This is a genomic window from Pseudomonas sp. SF2 (assembly GCF_036858055.1).
In the GTDB taxonomy this organism is placed as follows: Bacteria; Pseudomonadota; Gammaproteobacteria; order Pseudomonadales; family Pseudomonadaceae; genus Aquipseudomonas.
Genome location: NZ_JAMBDI010000044.1, coordinates 1 through 16,661 on the forward strand (window position 1 = coordinate 1; position 16,661 = coordinate 16,661).

A 16,661-nucleotide genomic window follows, 5' to 3' on the forward strand; every position below is an offset into this window, starting at 1 on the left:
TCTTGATCTTGATCTTCGCGACTTCAGGAGGCCGAGCAGAGGGCTTGCGGAGGGAGGTGACGGGCATGGATGCCCGTCAAGCGCTGAGGCCCCATGGATGGGGCCTGCAGCGCGTACTCCCGGGAGCAAGACCGGCGCGAGGGGACCCCGGAGCGCAGCGTAGGGGCCGGATGATGGGAGCGCAGCGTTTTTTGGTTACTTTTTGCCGCGTTTGGCAAAAAGTGACTCGCCGTAAGGGCGAAAAGGTGAGTAAGCGTCGCCATCGTAAATGGACTGTTCGCTATATCAAAACCGTCGCTTAAGCTTTTTGGCTTTTTGGCTTTTTGGCTTTTTGGATGTGGGCATTCACATCGAGTAGACATTCATTCAAGCGGGTGGCGCCAAGTCACCTTTCCGCCCTTACGGCGGGTCACTTTTTGTCAAACGCGACAAAAAGTAACCAAAAAACGCTGGCTCCTATCATCCGGCCCCTCCGCTGCGCTACGGGGTCCCCTCGCTACGGGCTTGCTCCCGGGAGNNCCCGTCACCTCCCTCCGCAAGCCCTTCGCTCGGCCTCCTGAAGTCGCAATCGGCGGCGCCTGAACTGTCGCGCGCTTAGAAGCAAAGCAAAAGCAAAAGCAAAAGCAAAAGCACCGTTGCAGTTATTGGGCGAACGCACGCCCCAGGCCACCGGGTACACCGCTACTGTCAGTTTCCTGCCACGGACCATCCGGGCTCAGCGACCAGCTCCAGCCGTTGTCGAAGCGGTAGTAGGTCCGCTGGCGGTAGAAGGTATTGGGCTTCTTCTCCAGCACATACACGCCCAGCTTCGGGTCCCAATGGCTCGCCCCGCCCGGTGGCGGCGCGAAGCTGGCCGAGGTGCGTGGCATCGGCTTGGGCGTAGCCGCAGGCTTGCTCGGGGCCGGCTGCCGGTCCGGCAAGGGCTTGACCGCTGGCCCCGGCTGCGGCGGCAGGCGTTCGATCGGTGGTGCGGGCTGCTCGTACGGCTCATGCACCGTACACGCAGACAAACCCAGGGCCAGGGTGATCAGGGTCAGGCGGACGATGCTGTGCATGGTATTGCTCTCTTACGGATCGGGGCTGTCGATGGTCAGGTGCTGAATGGCCTGGGTGGCGCTGGGCAGTGGTGTGCCCTGGCCAATCCACTCGCCATGGGTTGGCTGGCCAGCGCGTGATACACGTGCAACGAGTTGGACTTCGGCAAAGTCCGACAGTTTCATCTGCGGCATCATGGCGTCAGCATCGGACAATTCCACCTCGATCGGCAACTGCGCCACGGTCACCCGTTTGGCCGCCAGCGGCATGGGCGGGCCATTGCTGGCGCGGGCGAAAATGAACACCGTGTCGTCCGGCTTGACCTTGTCCTTCAGCGCCGCCGCCAGTTCCACGCGCACCTTCAAGCGAGCCGCCACCGGCGCCGTAGCCTGCCCTGGCGATCCACCCAGGCGCTCGGCAGCACGGTCGATGCCGCCCTGCAACGCCGCACGCGACGCATCGCCTTCCGGCAACTGCGCCAGCAGGCGCTTCCAGTAATCGATGGCCTCCTGGTAACGCTCACCCTCGAAGGCGGCGATACCACGCAGACCGAGGCTGGTCACTTCGTTGGAGTCCGCTTTCAGCGCCTCGTCAGTCAGCGCCTGCAACTGCGGGCTCCACTGCTTGTCAGCGGCGAAGTACAGCGCCTGTGCCCACTGCCCGAGCAATTCGGGCTGGCGACCGGCCAGGGCTACGGCGCGCTCGAAGGTACGCGCAGCATCGGCGGGGCGTTGCTCGGCCATATAGGCGCGGCCCAGGAAATACATGGCCTCGGCCGAATCCGGCTGGGCCTGCACTACCCGTTCAAGGCGGGCAGTCATTTCTTCCATCGACTTGGGCGCCTCGGCAAACTCCTGGGTCAGTTGCACCTTGTCGGCTGCGCCAAAATGCAGGTACAGCCCCAATGCCAGCAGCGGTACCAGCAGCGCCGCCAGCAACGGCAGGGCCTTGCCCAGGTGGCCCTGGCGCGGGGGCTCGGCACCTTCGGTATCGGCCAGCAGCTCACGGGCGGCCTCGTCACGGCCCTTGGCCATCTGCGCCTCGTCGAGCACGCCAGCGGCCTCCTGGGCAGCCAGTTCGGCGACGCGTTCCTGGTACAGGGCCACGTTCAGGGCGGTGCGGTCTTCTTCCAGCTGACGGCTACGGCCACGCAGGATCGGGATCAGCAGGAAGCTGAGGGCAGCGAGCAGCAGCAGGCCCGCGCTAAGCCAGAATTCAATCATGGGTCTGTTCTTTTTCCAGCAGTTTGGCGAGACGCTCGCGTTCTTCGGCGGACAACTCATTGGCGCCCTGCACGGCCGCACTGCGGCGCCGGCGCACGATCAGCGCCAGCACCACGAAACCACCGGCCAGCAAAATCCCCGGGCCGAACCACAGCAGCCAGGTGCGCCCGCTGAGCGCCGGCTTGTAGCGCACGAAGTCGCCATAGCGGTCAACCATGAAGTCGACGATCTGCTGGTTGCTCTTGCCCTCGCCGAGCATGCGGAAGATTTCCCGGCGCAGGTCGGCGGCAATTGGCGCATTGGAGTCGGCGATATCCTGGTTCTGGCACTTGGGGCAACGCAGTTCCTTGGTCAGTTGCTGGTAGCGCTCACGCTCGGCATCGTCGCGGAACTGGTAGGTGTCGATGGCCGCCTTGGCCACGCCAGCCAGGCTCAACCCGATGAAGAGCCCCAGCATGGCAGCTGCCAACCCCCGCTTCATGGCTTGGCCTCGTCGACCAGACCCTGGTACAGCGGCGCCAGCTGCTCACGCCAGACCGTGGCATCGACCACGCCCACGTGCTTGTAGCGGATGATGCCCTTGGCATCGATCAGGAAGGTTTCCGGCGCGCCATAAACGCCCAGGTCCAGGCCCAGGCTGCCCTGCTCGTCACGAATGTCCAGCTGGTAGGGGTTGTGGAACTCTGCCAGCCACTTCAGGGCTGCCGCATTGTCGTCCTTGTAGTTGACGCCGTGGATCACCACGCCTTGCTGGGCCAGCTGGTTCAGGTACGGGTGCTCGACCTTGCACGACGGGCACCAGGTGGCCCACACGTTGACCAGTGCCGGGCGGCCCTGCAAGTCGGCCTCGGTCAGGGTACGGTCGCCCTGGGTCGAGGCCAGGGAAAACGCCGGGAAAGGCTTGCCGATCATTGCCGAGGGCAGCTCGTCGGGCTTGAGGAAAAGCCCCTTGTAGAGGAACACCGCCACCAGCAGGAATACCGCCAGGGGGACTACCATGATCCAACGCTTCATGCAGCTGCTCCAGACACGCCCAGGGCATCACGCACCCGGGTCTTGACCTTGACGCGATAGCGCCGGTCGAGGGCCGCCAGCAACCCGCCCAGGCCGGTCAGCAGACCACCCAGCCAGATCCAGCGGACGTAAGGCTTGATATGTACGCGCACCGCCCAGGCGCCGTTCTCCAGCGGTTCGCCGAGGGCGACATACAGGTCACGGGTAAAGCCGGCATCGATACCGGCTTCGGTCATCATCGACTGCTGCACGGTATACAGGCGTTTTTCCGGGTGCAGGGTGGTCACTTCACGGCCATCGCGGCTGACCACCACAGTGCCCTTGTCGGAAATGAAGTTCGGCCCTTCGAAGTGCCTCGCCCCCTGGAACAGGAAGTGGTAGCCGCCCAGCTCCACGCTCTCGCCCGGCGCCATGCGCAGGTCGCGTTCGGCACTGTTGTTGCTCGACAGCACCACGCCCAGCGCGCACACCGCCAGGCCCAGGTGCGCCAGCTGCATGCCCCAGTAGCTGCGGCCCAGGCCGGGCAGGCCCTTGAGCAGGCCTTTGTGGCGGGTCTTGTCGAGTATGTCGCGCAGCCCGCCCAGCACCACCCAGGCAGCCAGGGCGAAGGCGGTCAGGGTTGGCCAGTCGAAGTCGTCGACGATAAAGCCCGCCACCGGCGCAAGGATGGCGCTGCCAAGCAGCACCGGGGTCATCATGCTGGCCAGCCATTTGCCGGGGGTGTCTTTCCAGCGCACCACCACGCCCACGCCCAGCACCACCATCAGCAGCGCCATCAGCGGCAGGAACAAGGCATCGAAATACGGTGGGCCGACCGACAGCTTGGCCCCGGTCAGCGCATCGAGCACCAGTGGGTACAGGGTGCCGAGCAGAATCATCGAGGCCGCCACTACCAGCACCAGGTTATTGGCCAGCAGCAGTGTCTCGCGCGACCACAGGGCAAAGCCGACCTGGCTCTTGACCACCGGTGCGCGCAGGGCGAACAGGGTGAGCGAACCACCGACCACGAACAGCAGGAAGATCAGGATGAAAATGCCCCGCGACGGGTCGGCGGCAAACGCGTGCACCGAGGTCAGCACACCGGAACGCACCAGGAAGGTACCCAGCAGGCTCAGCGAGAACGCGGCAATTGCCAGCAGCACGGTCCAGCTCTTGAACACCCCGCGCTTCTCGGTCACCGCAAGCGAGTGGATCAGCGCCGTGCCCACCAGCCAAGGCATGAACGAGGCGTTTTCCACCGGGTCCCAGAACCACCAGCCACCCCAGCCCAGTTCATAGTAGGCCCACCACGAGCCCAAGGTAATGCCGACGCCGAGGAAGGCCCAGGCAACGATGGTCCAGGGCCGCGACCAGCGCGCCCAGGCGGCGTCCAGGCGGCCGCCGAGCAAGGCGGCGATGGCAAAGGCGAAGGCCACCGAGAAACCGACGTAGCCCATGTACAGCATCGGCGGGTGGACGATCAGGCCAAAGTCCTGCAGCAGCGGGTTGAGGTCACGGCCATCGGTCGGCACCTGCGGCAGCAAGCGCTGGAACGGGTTGGAGGTGATGATCAGGAAGCTCAGGAAGCCCACGCTGATCATGCCCATTACCGCCAGCACGCGGGCCAGCATCACCTGCGGCAACTGCCGCGAGAACACCGACACGGCGAAGGTCCAGCCGCCGAGGATCAGCGCCCACAGCAGCAGCGAACCTTCGTGGGCGCCCCACACGGCGCTGAACTTGTAGTACCAGGGCAAGGCGCTGTTGGAGTTGCTGGCCACATAGGCGACCGAGAAGTTGTCGGTCATGAAGGCATGGGTGAGGCAGGCGAAGGCAAAAGCCAGGAAGGCGAACTGCCCCCATGCCGCCGGCCGCGCCAGGCTCATCCACAGGCTGTCGCCACGCCAGGCACCGAGCAGCGGCACGCTGGCCTGCACGGCGGCAAAGCAGATCGCCAGGATCATCGCCAGCTGGCCCAGTTCGGGGATCACCAGCGCCGCGTTCATGGTTTGGCCTCCCCGCCGGTGGCGGCCTGGCCGCTTTCCTTCAGGGCCTTGGTGACCTCGGGCGGCATGTACTTCTCGTCGTGCTTGGCCAGTACTTCATCGGCCACCACCACACCGTCGGCGTTGAGCTTGCCAAGGGCGACGATGCCCTGCCCTTCGCGGAACAGGTCGGGGAGGATGCCACGGTAGGTAATCGGTACCGACTTGTTGAAGTCGGTGACCACGAAGCGCACGTCCAGCGAATCGGACGAACGCTGCACCGAGCCTTTCTCGACCATGCCGCCGGCGCGGATGCGGGTGTCCAGCGGCGCCTCGCCGTTGGCGATCTGGGTCGGGGTGTAGAACAGGTTGATGTTCTGCTGCAATGCGCTCAAGGCAAAGCCGACGGCAACCCCGACGCCGACCAGCAGGCCGACGATGAGCAACAGGCGTTTCTTGCGCTGCGGATTCACTGGTTGTTCTCCCGGCGCAAACGGCGCGCCTCATCTTGCAGGTAGCGACGGCGGGCCAGCACGGGCGCGGCGACGTTCAGCGCCAGCACCGCCAGGCAGATGCCATAGGCCGTCCACACGTACAGGCCATGGTGGCCCATGGCGAGAAAGTCACCGAAGGTGGCAAAACTCATTGTGCGGCCCTCCGCCCCAGGCTGTTCAATACTTCGTCCTTGACCCAACTGGCGCGCGCCTCGCGCTTGAGCACTTCAAGGCGCATGCGCAGCAACAGCACCGCGCCAAAGAAGCAGTAGAAGCCCAGCGCCGTGCACAGCAGCGGCAGCCACATTTCCGCGGGCATCGCCGGTTTTTCCGTGAGGGTGAAGGTGGCCCCCTGGTGCAGGGTGTTCCACCACTCCACCGAGTACTTGATGATCGGGATGTTCACCACACCGACAATCGCCAGTACCGCACAGGCCTTGGCTGCACTGTCACGATTACTGATTGCCTGGCCCAGCGCAATGATGCCGAAGTACAGGAACAGCAGGATGAGCATGGACGTAAGGCGAGCATCCCAGACCCACCAGCTACCCCAGGTCGGCTTGCCCCAGATGGCGCCGGTGACCAGCGCCACGGCGGTCATCCAGGCACCGATCGGTGCGGCGCATTGCAAGGCGACGTCGGCCAGTTTCATCTTCCACACCAGCCCCACCACCCCGGCCACTGCCAGCAGCACATAGCAGGACTGCGCCAGCATCGCCGCCGGCACGTGGATGTAGATGATGCGGAAGCTGTTGCCTTGCTGGTAGTCCTGGGGAGCGAAGGCCAGGCCCCAGGTGATGCCCACCAGCAGCAGGAGCACGGCTGCGCCGGCAAGCCACGGCAGCATGCGGCCGCTGATGGCATAGAACCATTTGGGAGAGCCCAGCTTGTGGAACCACGTCCAGCTTATTTTCATCAGGGTACATCCAGGGTGTTGGCCGGGCTTGAAAGCCCGGGACTCGTTATTCGCCGACGCTGATCTTCAGGCCGGCCGCTATCGCAAAGGGTGCCAGGGTCACGGCCAGGGCCGTCAGGCTGGCGAGCCAGAGCAGGTGGCCGGTTGCCGGCATATTCTGCAACGCCGCTTGCAACGCACCACTGCCCAGGATCAATACAGGGATATACAACGGCAGAATCAGCAATGCCAGCAGCAAACCGCCGCGCTTCAGACCGACTGTCAGCGCCGCGCCCACCGCGCCCAGCAGGCTCAGCACCGGCGTGCCCAGCAGCAGCGAGCCCAGCAGCACCGGCAGGCAATGGCTCGGCAGCCCCAGCATCAGCGCCAGCAGCGGCGCCAACAATACCAGCGCCAGCCCGGAAAAGATCCAGTGCGCCAGCACCTTGGCCAGCACCAGCAGCGGCAACGGGTGCGGCGACAGCACCCACTGCTCCAGCGAGCCGTCCTCGAAGTCGCTGCGGAACAGGCCGTCCAGCGACAGCAGCACTGCCAACAGTGCCGCCACCCAGACCAGGCCCGGCGACAAGGTTTGCAACAATTGGCTTTCCGGGCCGACCGCCAGCGGGAACAAGGCAACCACGATAGCGAAGAACACCAACGGGTTGGCCAGCTCGGCCGGGCGGCGGAACAACAGGCGCGCTTCGCGGCGCAACAACAGGATGAATACGCTCATGCCGCCCATTGCCCCAGGTTCAGTTCACGGTATCCGGAGGGCTTGCGTTCCAGCGTGTGGTGGGTGGTCAGCACCACTGTGCCACCCTGCTCGCAGTGGGCCGCCAGGTGCGCTTCGAGCTGCGCCACGCCCTGCTTGTCGAGGGCGGTGAACGGTTCGTCGAGGATCCACAGCGGCGGGCTGGCCAGGTACAGCCGGGCCAGGGCCACGCGGCGCTGCTGGCCGGCAGACAGGGTGTGGCAGGGCACATCTTCGAAACCACGCAGGCCGACGGCCGCCAGTGCCGCCCAGATTGCCTCGCGGCTGGCCGGCTGGTGCAGGGCGCACAGCCAGGTAAGGTTCTCTTCGGCGGTGAGCAGGTCCTTGATGCCGGCGGCGTGGCCGATCCACAGCAGGATGCTGGCCAGGGCGTGGCGCTGCTCGGCCAGTGGCCTGCCGCCCAGCAGGATCTGCCCGGCCGTCGGCTGCATCAAGCCGGCCAGCAGGCGCAGCAGGCTGGTCTTGCCGCTGCCGTTGGGGCCGCTGATCTGCAGCATGTCGCCCGGCCGCAGCTCGAAAGCGAGATGCTCGAACAGCAGGCGCCAGTCGCGCTCGCAGGCCAGGCCCGCGGCTTGGAGGTGAAGGGTCACGGTTTCGCCTTATCTTTGTAGGGTTCCAGAGCGGTGTCGCCTGCTTCGCGGGTAAACCCGCTCCCACAGGTTCAACGCAGGGCTTGAAAGCTGCGCAAAACCTTGTGGGAGCGGGTTCACCCGCGAAGCAGGCGACACAGCCCTGAAGCCCTGTATCTCAAGTCGCCCCCCTCGCTGCCGTTATACTGGCAACGACGGACGGTCGGCATTATTACACGCACCGCCGCGCTGCCAAGAGGGCGGGTTCGACAGGTTGTATACAATCATGACTGAAATCAATAGTCTCGGCGCACAAACCGCGATCAGCCCCCAGGCTCTCAAGGCGGGCATGACCGGCGAACTGCTACGCCTGACGCAACCGCAGCCCGGATTGATGGCCCCCGGCGAGACCGCGCAGGCCGAGGTCATGTCGTTACGCCAGGTGGGCCAGGACTTCCAGCTGGTACTGCGACTGATTCAGGCCAACGGCACTCAGACCCAGCTGCAAGCCAGCGCCAGCCAGCCCCTGCCCCAGGGCAGCCAGGTCACGGTCAGCCAGACCGAAAGCAACCGCCTGGCGATCATGCTGCAGCAGGCCAGCGCCAGCCAGGTCGCCACCCTCACCCGCCTGGACACCAGCAAGGTGCCGGTCGGCACCCTGCTGCAGGGCAAGGTCCTGACCAACCAGGCGCTGGCCCAAACACCCGGCCAGCCCGCCGTCTACCGGGCGCTGGTCAGCCTGCTGAACAGTGCCCAGGCGGGCGCAACCCTGAGCGTGGACAGCCCGCGACCGCTGGCCGTCGGCAGCCTGCTCAGCGCGCTGGTGCAGGGCGACCAGTCGTTGCGTTTCGTACCGCTCAGCGGCCGCCAGGACCAGCTCAGCATTGCCCAGCAGCTGCTGACCCAGCAAAACCGCCAGGCTTCGCTGCCCGGCCTGCTCAATGCCCTGCAACAGGTGGCCCGCGACCCGGGCGCCGATGGCGAATTGCGAGCCAGCGCCGAACGCCTGCTGGCGAGCCTGCCAGAAGCCCGGCAACTGGGTGATGCCAAGGCAGTGGCGCAGGCCCTGAACAACAGCGGTGCCTTTCTCGAAGCCAAACTGCTGGGCGGTTTCCCGGCCAGCGTCGCCACCGACCTCAAGGCCCACTTGCTGCGGCTGATCACCATCACGCCGGCAAGCGTACCCGGGGCGCCCAACCTGGCGCCCGCCAGCCTGGCCGTTACCATGCCGGCCCTGGCCCGCAGCGCGCTGGGCATGCTCGAACGGGTCAGCCCCAAGCCGCAGCCGGGCGCATTCCCGCTGCCGTCGCGCCTGCTCAAGGCCATGGAGGATGAAGGCGACCTGCAACAACTGCTGCGCCTGGCCGCCGCTGCCGTATCGCGCCTGCAAAGCCATGCCATGAGCAGCCTGCAACAAACCGGCACCCTGGAAAACGGCAACCTGCAGACCACCTGGCAAACCGAAGTGCCGATCCGTCACGGCCAGGAGTTCATCCCGTTGCAGGTCAAGCTGCAGCGCGAGGAAACGCCACAACAGCAGGCCGACCGCCAGCACGACGTGCAAGACCCGCTGCAAGCCTTGTGGCGTATCGAACTGGCCTTCGACCTGTCGCCCCTTGGCCCGTTGCAGGTGCAGGCACAACTGAGCCAGGGCCGCCTGAGCGGGCAACTGTGGGCAGAACGCGAACAAACCGCCCGGCTCATCGACACCCAGCTCGGTGCCCTGCGTGAACGCCTGCTGGCCCGCGGCCTGGACGTTGGCGACCTGGAATGCCACCCCGGCATACCGCCACAAGGCCCGCGCACACGGGTAGAACAACGCTGGGTGGATGAAAACGCATGACTCAGAAGCACACACGCCAGGCCATCGCCCTGAGCTACGATGGCCAGCAGGCCCCGACCCTCAGCGCCAAGGGCGACGACGCGCTGGCCGAAGCCATCCTGGCCCTGGCCCGCGAACACGAGGTGCCGATCTACGAAAACGCCGAGCTGGTGCGCCTGCTGGCGCGCCTGGAGCTGGGCGAGCAGATCCCGGAAGCACTGTACCTGACGATTGCCGAAATCATCGCCTTTGCCTGGCAGCTGCGCGGCAAGGTGCCCGCCGGCTTCAGCGACGAACCCGCTGCACCACGGGACATCACCCCCGTTACCGCCCTGCTGCCACCAGCCGACCGGTAGTTATCTACCACCTTCGCCAGCGCCAGCCGTTCAGCCTTGCCATTTTCTCCGATGAGCAAGGTAAACCGCATGTCTCCAAGCCACATCAACACCGCCGGCGTGAGCTACGTCCGCGACCACTTGAGCCACGTGCCGCGCCCGGACCGCGAAGCCAACCGGGCGATCCGGCAATGGCTGGCGCAGCAGGGCTTTGATCTCGACCCCGACCAGATCGACGTCGTGACCCTGCACTACCGCCCCGATGGCCTGGCCCGCTACCTGGCGGCGGTCAGCCAATGCGTCAGCCTGACCCAGGCATTGCTGGGCAACTGGCAGGGAGAGTCCAACAACGACCTGTTCGGCGCCTTGTTCCATGCTCCCTGGGCCGGCACCCTGCCCGACCAGCCGCTGCACCTGGTCGAGACCCTGCCAGCGCCAGCTTTCAACGCTTACGGCACCGCATTCGAGGTGTTCAATGGGCTGTTCCGTCGCACCACACCGCAGCGCTATGACGCCTCGACCCACCTGCCGATCGCCGCTGAAGCCTTCCAGCGCTTCATCGAGGCACTGGACTTCCACATGCCATTCAAAGCCCAGCTGGACCGCTACTGGGGCGAACACCTGCAAGACCACCGGCTGGCCTGCAAACTCAATTTCATCGCGGCCTGCAACAAGCAGGTCGGCGAAGGCAGCCTTGGTGAAGCGGCCAGAAGACTCGTCTGGCAAGCCGCAGGGCTGATGCCAGCTGGCGCAAAGCTGCGCAAGAGCACGCTGAACATCTATGGCTACGCCGCCACCGACATCCTCTACCTGAACGACGCCACCAGCGACCTGACCGTGCTATACGTGCCCGGCAACAGCTCACCCCTGCTGGAGTTCGCCAGCGAAAACCACCTGAAGGACTGGGTCGGCCAGCAGTGCAAAGACCCCGCCAGGCGCCAGGCACTCAAACAGCATTTCCGCCTCGCCGACCTTCCGCAAGGCATCGACTTCAGCGGCCTGGACACCGCCCTGGAGGGCCTGGGCGCCTACCCGAGCCAACACTCGCTTCCCCCCGAACACGGTTTCTTCAACGACGACGGTACCTGGCCACCCCGCACCTACGTCAATTACCGGCCCGGCAAGTACAACCCCAGGATCGAGGGTGACCTGTTCCAGGCGCTAGCCGAACGCCAGCGCCAACGCAGCTACGAAGATGCGGACTTCCTGATTAGCCGCGACAGCCAGGTCAGCAAGGCCCGCTGGCTCGGCTACCTGACCACCACGCTCAACCTGCTGGCGCCTTTGTGCCTGGTGGTGCCAGGGCTGGCCCCCCTCCTGGCGATGGGCGGCATCGCGCAACTGGGCCTGGGGCTTGACCAGGCAATCAACGGCAAGACGCTGCAGCAAAGGCAGGTCGGCATTGGCAATATTACCTGGGGCCTGTTCAACGCCCTGCCGCTGGCAATGGCAGGTGCCAACCAGGCAAAGGCCTTGTTCGTGTTCAAAAGCGATGTATTCGTGCCGCCCATACGGTTGAACGAACAGATCGGCTACCCGTTGAGTCCGGTCTCGCCACCGCGTATACCGTCGCCGGAAGGTGCCCGTTATTTCCACATCCCGGACTCGATCATGCCATTGCCCGAAGGTGACCAGGCCATCGCCGACTCGGTCATACGGGTACCTCGCTATGACAGCGGCTTCGACATGCTGGAAGCGCAAATCGACGGCTACAGCGACCGGGTGGTCTATGACATGGAACGGGACGTCTTCATCCGCGAGGACGACCTCAACGAGGTCGATCCGGTCGGCTACATGGCCACCGCTGGCAGCAGGGACCTGATCCCTGCCCCCGTTTCCCGCACCGTCACCAACGCCATGCGCACCCGCAGCCTGCGGGCGTTGGGTATCGACCTTCCCCTCCCGGTGCATGCCCCGACGCTGGCTGCCAACCGTTACCCGATCCCGAAGAGGATCACCTGCCTGTGGGTTGGCGACAAGCGCCTCAGCGCGCAATTGCTGGCCAACCTGGGCCAGAATGCCGAGCGACTGAAAGGCAGCGAATATACCCTGCGGCTGTTCCTTTCCAGCGCCGCGCCCGAAGCCTACGCCGAAAACCTGCACCTGCTGGCCCGGCAGGCCCCCGGCCTGCAAGTGTTGCCACTGGAGGAGCAGGCGTTTTTCAGGGCTTTTCGCCAGAGCAGGTACTACGCGCAGTACGATGCCGCGCTGGACGGCAACGGCGGGATCGCCACCAACTATGCCTCGGCATCCGATGTGCTGCGCTACCCGATGTTGCACCACGAAGGGGGGGTGTACATGGACGTGGACGATACCCTGCTCGCCCCCGGGGAGTACCCGCAGGTCATCGACGGGCATCCCGCCGGCAGCCCTGGCGAAGCCATCGATCAGGTGGAGTTGCGCACAACGCCCGACGGCCTGTTGCTGGCACCGCCCATGTCCAATGAAAAGATGGGCATGAACTGCCTGTACAACACCAGCCTGATCGGTAGCCACCCCGGCAACCCGACGCTGGAAGCCATTTCCGAAGAGATGCTCGCACGCTTCCAGACCAACCCGGACTTCTACGACAGCAAACCCAGCCTCGCCGATGACCCGGCAAACTTCTACCGTTACGCCAACCGCCTCAGCCGCCTGACGGGCCCGGCCATGCTCAGCGATGTGGTCGACCGCCACTTGCCTGGGTTACGTACCCTGCGCCAGGTCATAAACCTCTATGGCACACCGCGGATCAACGAGCACCCTTTCATCGACCTGCCTGGCAGCCAGCAGGCCATGCATGAACTGCTGCCACTCAACCGCTTTGCCAAGGTAGGCGGCAACCATTCCTGGAGCAGGACGTGAGCCTTGCAGCATCAGCCGCTGCGATGCAGCTTGCTCATCAGCTCTGCCTCGGCCTGGGTCAGGCCGCAGCTTTCGGTCAGCTCGGCCACGCTGGCGCCCATGCCCACCAGCTTGGCCGCCTGGGTGAAGGTGACATTGTGCGGGTCGCGCTGCTCCAGTTGCTGGATCTTGTCAGGCAGCGGGGCAACCGCCACCCGCAGGTCGTGCAGCGCCTCGCCCATGCGCACGGTACCGTTCTGGTAGTCGTCCAGGCGCTTGGCCAGGTCCTTGATGCGCTGGTCACGCAGGGCATCACCCTCGGCCTGCTGCGCAGCCAGCTCGCGCTGGCGCTTGCTGTAGTTGAGGAAAAACCACAGGCTCAGCGCCCAGACCAGCGCCAGAAAGATGACAGCAACCTCTAGGATCAACTCAGATGTTCTCCAGCTCGGACCATTCTTCCTCGGTCATCATCTTGTCCAGTTCGACCAGGATCAGCAGCTCGCCGTTCTTGTTGCACACGCCCTGAATGAACTTGGCCGACTCTTCGTTACCCACGTTCGGCGCAGTCTCGATCTCGGACTGGCGCAGGTACACCACCTCGGCCACGCTGTCGACCAGGATACCGACCACTTGCTTGTCGGCCTCGATGATGACGATACGGGTGTTGTCGGTGACTTCGGTCGGCACCAGGCCAAAGCGCTGGCGGGTGTCGATCACGGTCACCACGTTGCCGCGCAGGTTGATGATGCCCAGCACGTAGCTTGGCGCACCCGGCACCGGGGCAATTTCGGTGTAGCGCAACACTTCCTGCACCTGCATCACATTGATGCCGTAGGACTCATTGTCCAGACGGAAGGTAACCCACTGCAGGATCGGATCTTCGGAACCTTGTGCAGACGACTTTTTCATTCCCCTACCCTCAAAATCCGCCATCGGCGGTGTGTTCGGTGTCATTTCTGTTTGGCGTGCATCTGCTTGACCGCGCCACTGGCGATCAGCTCGGCCAGTGCGGCGACGTCGAGCAGTGCACACATGTGTTCAATCACCGTGCCGGCCAGCCACGGGCGCTGGCCACGCTGGCTGCGCCACTTGATCTCGGACGGGTCCAGGCGCAGCGAGCGGCTGACCTGGTGCACGGCCAGCCCCCATTCGTAGCCCTGCACGGAAATCACGTATTGCAGGCCCTGGCGAAAATCATCGCGGTAGCGGTCGGGCATCACCCAACGCGCGGTGTCCAGCACCTTCAGGTTGCCGGCCTGGCAGGTCAGGATGCCCAGGAACCAGTCGGGCTGGCCGAACAGCGGCGTCAGTTCCTGGCCGGCCAAGGTGTAGATCGAGCCCAGGCACACCAGCGGCACCGCCAGGGTCAAGCCGGCCACGTCGAACAGCAGGCATTCGAACGGCTCGGCGGCCCAGGCCGGGCGGCCATCGATCATGGCCGGGGGCACTGGCAGGTTGGGTGCCGGCAGGTGCACATCCACCAGCGGCACTGCAGGTTCCACTGTTTGCTCTTCTACCAGCACCGGGATGCTGGCCTCGGCCACCACCTCGCGCTCGACCACCGTCACCACCGGTGCTTCCACCGGCATCACGCTGGGCAGCACCGCCAGCCTGGGCTCGGCGAAGGGCCGCGGTGCAGGGCTGGCGGCTGTATCGGCTGGCGCCGGCCTGGCCTGCTGCAAGGCATCACGCGCCTGCTCTTCGCGCACGGCTTCGGCGAACGTGTCCGCCGCGTCCGGCGCCTCGAACAGGTCTTCGGCTTCGGTGGCCTCCTGCAGCAGGCCGTCGAGGTACGACTGCAGGGCCATCTGTGGCCGGGTGCTGGTTTGCCGGGTCTGGGTCATCAGGCCACCTGCGCTGCAGTCTTGTAGGTCAGCAGGTGCTTGAGCAGCGCCCGATAGGCAATCAGCCCGCGACTCTTGCTGTCGAATTGCGAGGGCGTAACGCCCTTGCGGCTGGCATCGCGCAGGCGCGTATCCACCGGGATGTAGCCCTGCCACACATGCTGGCCGTAGGTGTCACGCAGCAGCTTGAGCGTGCCCAGCGAAGCCTGTGTACGGCGGTCGAACAGGGTCGGCACGATCTGGTACGGCAGCGCCTGCTTGCGCGAGCGGTTGACCATGGCCAGGGTACCGACCATGCGCTCCAGGCCCTTGACCGCGAGAAACTCGGTTTGCACCGGAATCACCAGCTGCTGGCTGGCTGCCAGCGCATTGACCATCAGCACACCGAGCAAGGGTGGGCTGTCGATCAGGGCATAGTCGAAATCCTGCCACAGCTGCGCCAGACTCTTGGCGATCACCAGGCCCAGGCCGTTCTGCCCCGGTGACTGGCGCTCCAGCACCGCCAGCGCGGTACTCGACGGCAACAGCGAGATGCGTTCGTCACTGGTGGGCAGCAGCAATTGCCCGGGCAGGCCCTCGGGCACCGCGCCCTTGTGCAGGAACAGGTCGTAGCAGCTGTGCTCCAGGGCATCGGGGTTGTGCCCGAAATAGCTGGTCATCGAGCCGTGCGGGTCGAGGTCGACGACGACCACGCGCTTGCCGGCCTCGGCCAGCAGGCCGGCCAGGGCGATGGTAGTGGTGGTCTTGCCGACGCCACCTTTTTGATTGGCTACTGCCCAGACTCTCATCAAGCAAACTCTATCTAGTGATTTGGCAGGGACACTGCTGGGGCAACTGTCTTGCTCAACATTTGAAAGCTCGCGCGATCAGTGTGGGAGCGGGTTTACCCGCGAACACCGGCCCAGCCGGTGCCATGCACCGTGTCACCTTCTTCGCGGGTGAACCCGCTCCCACAGGGGACAGTAATGCATTCAAATTTGTGTTCGTAGCAACGTCGGGGAATTGACGGTTCACTGCCCCGTCACCGTTGCTGGCGTTGCCGGTGCACTTTGTGTGCCAGCCCGGCGCAATGCGGCATCCGGCGTGGCATTGGCGCTGCCCGAGCCAGTCAGGCTGCGGCGCACTTCGAGGTTGCGCGAAATCACCAGCACCACGCGGCGGTTGCGCGCCCGGCCCTCGGCAGTGTCATTGCTCGCCACCGGCTGATACTCGCCGTAGCCGACCGAGGCCATGCGCGCCGGGTTGACCCCTTCCATGGCCAGCAGGCGCACGATGCTCGCCGCCCGCGCCGACGACAGCTCCCAGTTGGTCGGGTACTGCGCGGTGCGGATCGGCAGGTTGTCGGTAAAGCCTTCGACATGCACCGGGTTGGCGAACGGTTTGAGAATGCCGGCCACCTTCTCGATGATGGCAAATGCCTTGTCGCTGGGCATGGCATCGCCGCTGCCGAACAGCAACGATGAGTTGAGTTCGATCTCGATCCACAGCTCATTGCCGCGCACGGTCATCTGGTCGCTGTTGATCAGGTCGCCAAAGGCATCGCGCACGTCATCGCTGATGGTTTTCAGCGGGTCGACACTGGTCGCCCCCAGGCCCGCCTCGGTCTGCTCGCTGTCCTTCACCAACGGCTCGGCCGGGCGCACGCTCAGCGGCCGCTCTTCGCCGATGGGGATCGGCTTCATGCTGCGCTCGGGGTCGTTGAACACGCCGAGCAAGGCCTGGGAAATGACCTTGTACTTGCCCTCGTTGATCGAGGAAATCGAGTACATCACCACGAAAAAAGCGAACAGCAAGGTGATGAAGTCGGCGTACGACACCAGCCAGCGTTCGTGGTTTTCGTGTTCCTCGGTATGACGACGGCGACGCAT

Annotated in this window: 18 protein-coding genes; 3 read left to right on the forward strand and 15 right to left on the reverse strand. The window is 64.9% G+C overall.

The window, feature by feature from the left end; all coding sequences use genetic code 11:
- Positions 1-641: 641 nt before the first annotated feature.
- Genes M2S36_RS21600 through ccmA form a run of 10 tightly spaced genes read right to left on the reverse strand, consistent with a single transcriptional unit; the run spans position 642 to position 7,990 of the window.
- On the reverse strand, positions 642-1,055 hold the full coding sequence (locus M2S36_RS21600) for a hypothetical protein (protein WP_207829939.1): 414 nt from the start codon (positions 1,053-1,055) through the stop codon (positions 642-644).
- A 12-nt stretch (positions 1,056-1,067) separates the two neighbouring features.
- Complete coding sequence (gene ccmI, locus M2S36_RS21605) at positions 1,068-2,258, reverse strand: c-type cytochrome biogenesis protein CcmI (RefSeq protein WP_333957822.1); 1,191 nt, start codon at positions 2,256-2,258, stop codon at positions 1,068-1,070.
- Positions 2,251-2,739, reverse strand: a complete 489-nt coding sequence (locus M2S36_RS21610) for a cytochrome c-type biogenesis protein (RefSeq protein WP_207829904.1) — start codon at positions 2,737-2,739, stop codon at positions 2,251-2,253. The genes ccmI and M2S36_RS21610 overlap by 8 nt, the downstream gene beginning before the upstream one ends.
- Positions 2,736-3,272 (reverse strand): DsbE family thiol:disulfide interchange protein, encoded by a 537-nt coding sequence (locus M2S36_RS21615; protein WP_063912812.1) that lies wholly within the window; start codon positions 3,270-3,272, stop codon positions 2,736-2,738. Before M2S36_RS21615 ends, M2S36_RS21610 begins: the two co-directional genes overlap by 4 nt.
- Positions 3,269-5,242: a heme lyase CcmF/NrfE family subunit gene (locus M2S36_RS21620; protein WP_015271186.1), complete on the reverse strand. Its 1,974-nt coding sequence runs from the start codon at positions 5,240-5,242 to the stop codon at positions 3,269-3,271. Before M2S36_RS21620 ends, M2S36_RS21615 begins: the two co-directional genes overlap by 4 nt.
- An 11-nt stretch (positions 5,243-5,253) precedes the next feature.
- Positions 5,254-5,709 carry a cytochrome c maturation protein CcmE gene (ccmE, locus tag M2S36_RS21625; RefSeq protein ID WP_019096399.1) on the reverse strand — a complete coding sequence of 152 codons (456 nt, stop codon included), beginning with the start codon at positions 5,707-5,709 and terminating at the stop codon, positions 5,254-5,256.
- Positions 5,706-5,882 (reverse strand): heme exporter protein CcmD, encoded by a 177-nt coding sequence (ccmD, locus tag M2S36_RS21630; RefSeq protein ID WP_013973562.1) that lies wholly within the window; start codon positions 5,880-5,882, stop codon positions 5,706-5,708. The genes ccmE and ccmD overlap by 4 nt, the downstream gene beginning before the upstream one ends.
- Complete coding sequence (locus tag M2S36_RS21635) at positions 5,879-6,646, reverse strand: heme ABC transporter permease (protein ID WP_012273476.1); 768 nt, start codon at positions 6,644-6,646, stop codon at positions 5,879-5,881. The genes ccmD and M2S36_RS21635 overlap by 4 nt, the downstream gene beginning before the upstream one ends.
- Before the next feature lie 46 nt (positions 6,647-6,692).
- Positions 6,693-7,361 carry a heme exporter protein CcmB gene (gene ccmB / locus M2S36_RS21640; RefSeq protein ID WP_064491604.1) on the reverse strand — a complete coding sequence of 223 codons (669 nt, stop codon included), beginning with the start codon at positions 7,359-7,361 and terminating at the stop codon, positions 6,693-6,695.
- Complete coding sequence (gene ccmA, locus M2S36_RS21645) at positions 7,358-7,990, reverse strand: cytochrome c biogenesis heme-transporting ATPase CcmA (protein WP_207829901.1); 633 nt, start codon at positions 7,988-7,990, stop codon at positions 7,358-7,360. Before ccmA ends, ccmB begins: the two co-directional genes overlap by 4 nt.
- A gap of 265 nt (positions 7,991-8,255) precedes the next feature.
- Here ccmA and fliK point away from each other — a divergent pair, with 265 nt between their 5' ends.
- The 3 genes from fliK (at position 8,256) to M2S36_RS21660 (ending at position 12,970) form a co-directional block, all read left to right on the forward strand.
- Positions 8,256-9,812, forward strand: a complete 1,557-nt coding sequence (fliK, locus tag M2S36_RS21650; RefSeq protein ID WP_333957823.1) for a flagellar hook-length control protein FliK — start codon at positions 8,256-8,258, stop codon at positions 9,810-9,812.
- Entirely contained in the window at positions 9,809-10,147 is a 339-nt protein-coding gene (locus M2S36_RS21655; RefSeq protein ID WP_207829897.1) for an EscU/YscU/HrcU family type III secretion system export apparatus switch protein, read from the forward strand. Before fliK ends, M2S36_RS21655 begins: the two co-directional genes overlap by 4 nt.
- A 69-nt stretch (positions 10,148-10,216) precedes the next feature.
- The gene (locus M2S36_RS21660; RefSeq protein WP_333957825.1) at positions 10,217-12,970 is read left to right on the forward strand and encodes a dermonecrotic toxin domain-containing protein; all 2,754 of its coding nucleotides are present in this window, start codon (positions 10,217-10,219) and stop codon (positions 12,968-12,970) included.
- Between the two features lie 11 nt (positions 12,971-12,981).
- Here M2S36_RS21660 and M2S36_RS21665 read toward each other — a convergent pair whose 3' ends face one another.
- The 5 genes from M2S36_RS21665 to motD form a co-directional block, all read right to left on the reverse strand.
- Entirely contained in the window at positions 12,982-13,377 is a 396-nt protein-coding gene (locus M2S36_RS21665) for a DUF2802 domain-containing protein (protein WP_207829878.1), read from the reverse strand.
- A 1-nt stretch (position 13,378) separates the two neighbouring features.
- Entirely contained in the window at positions 13,379-13,858 is a 480-nt protein-coding gene (locus M2S36_RS21670) for a chemotaxis protein CheW (RefSeq protein WP_119143286.1), read from the reverse strand.
- Positions 13,859-13,899: 41 nt separating this feature from the next.
- Positions 13,900-14,793, reverse strand: a complete 894-nt coding sequence (locus M2S36_RS21675; protein WP_333957826.1) for a CheW domain-containing protein — start codon at positions 14,791-14,793, stop codon at positions 13,900-13,902.
- Positions 14,793-15,581, reverse strand: coding sequence for a ParA family protein (locus tag M2S36_RS21680; protein ID WP_063912820.1), 789 nt, complete (start codon positions 15,579-15,581; stop codon positions 14,793-14,795). Before M2S36_RS21680 ends, M2S36_RS21675 begins: the two co-directional genes overlap by 1 nt.
- A 222-nt stretch (positions 15,582-15,803) precedes the next feature.
- A complete protein-coding gene (gene motD, locus M2S36_RS21685; protein ID WP_233687580.1) occupies positions 15,804-16,661 on the reverse strand; it encodes a flagellar motor protein MotD in 858 nt (285 codons plus the stop codon).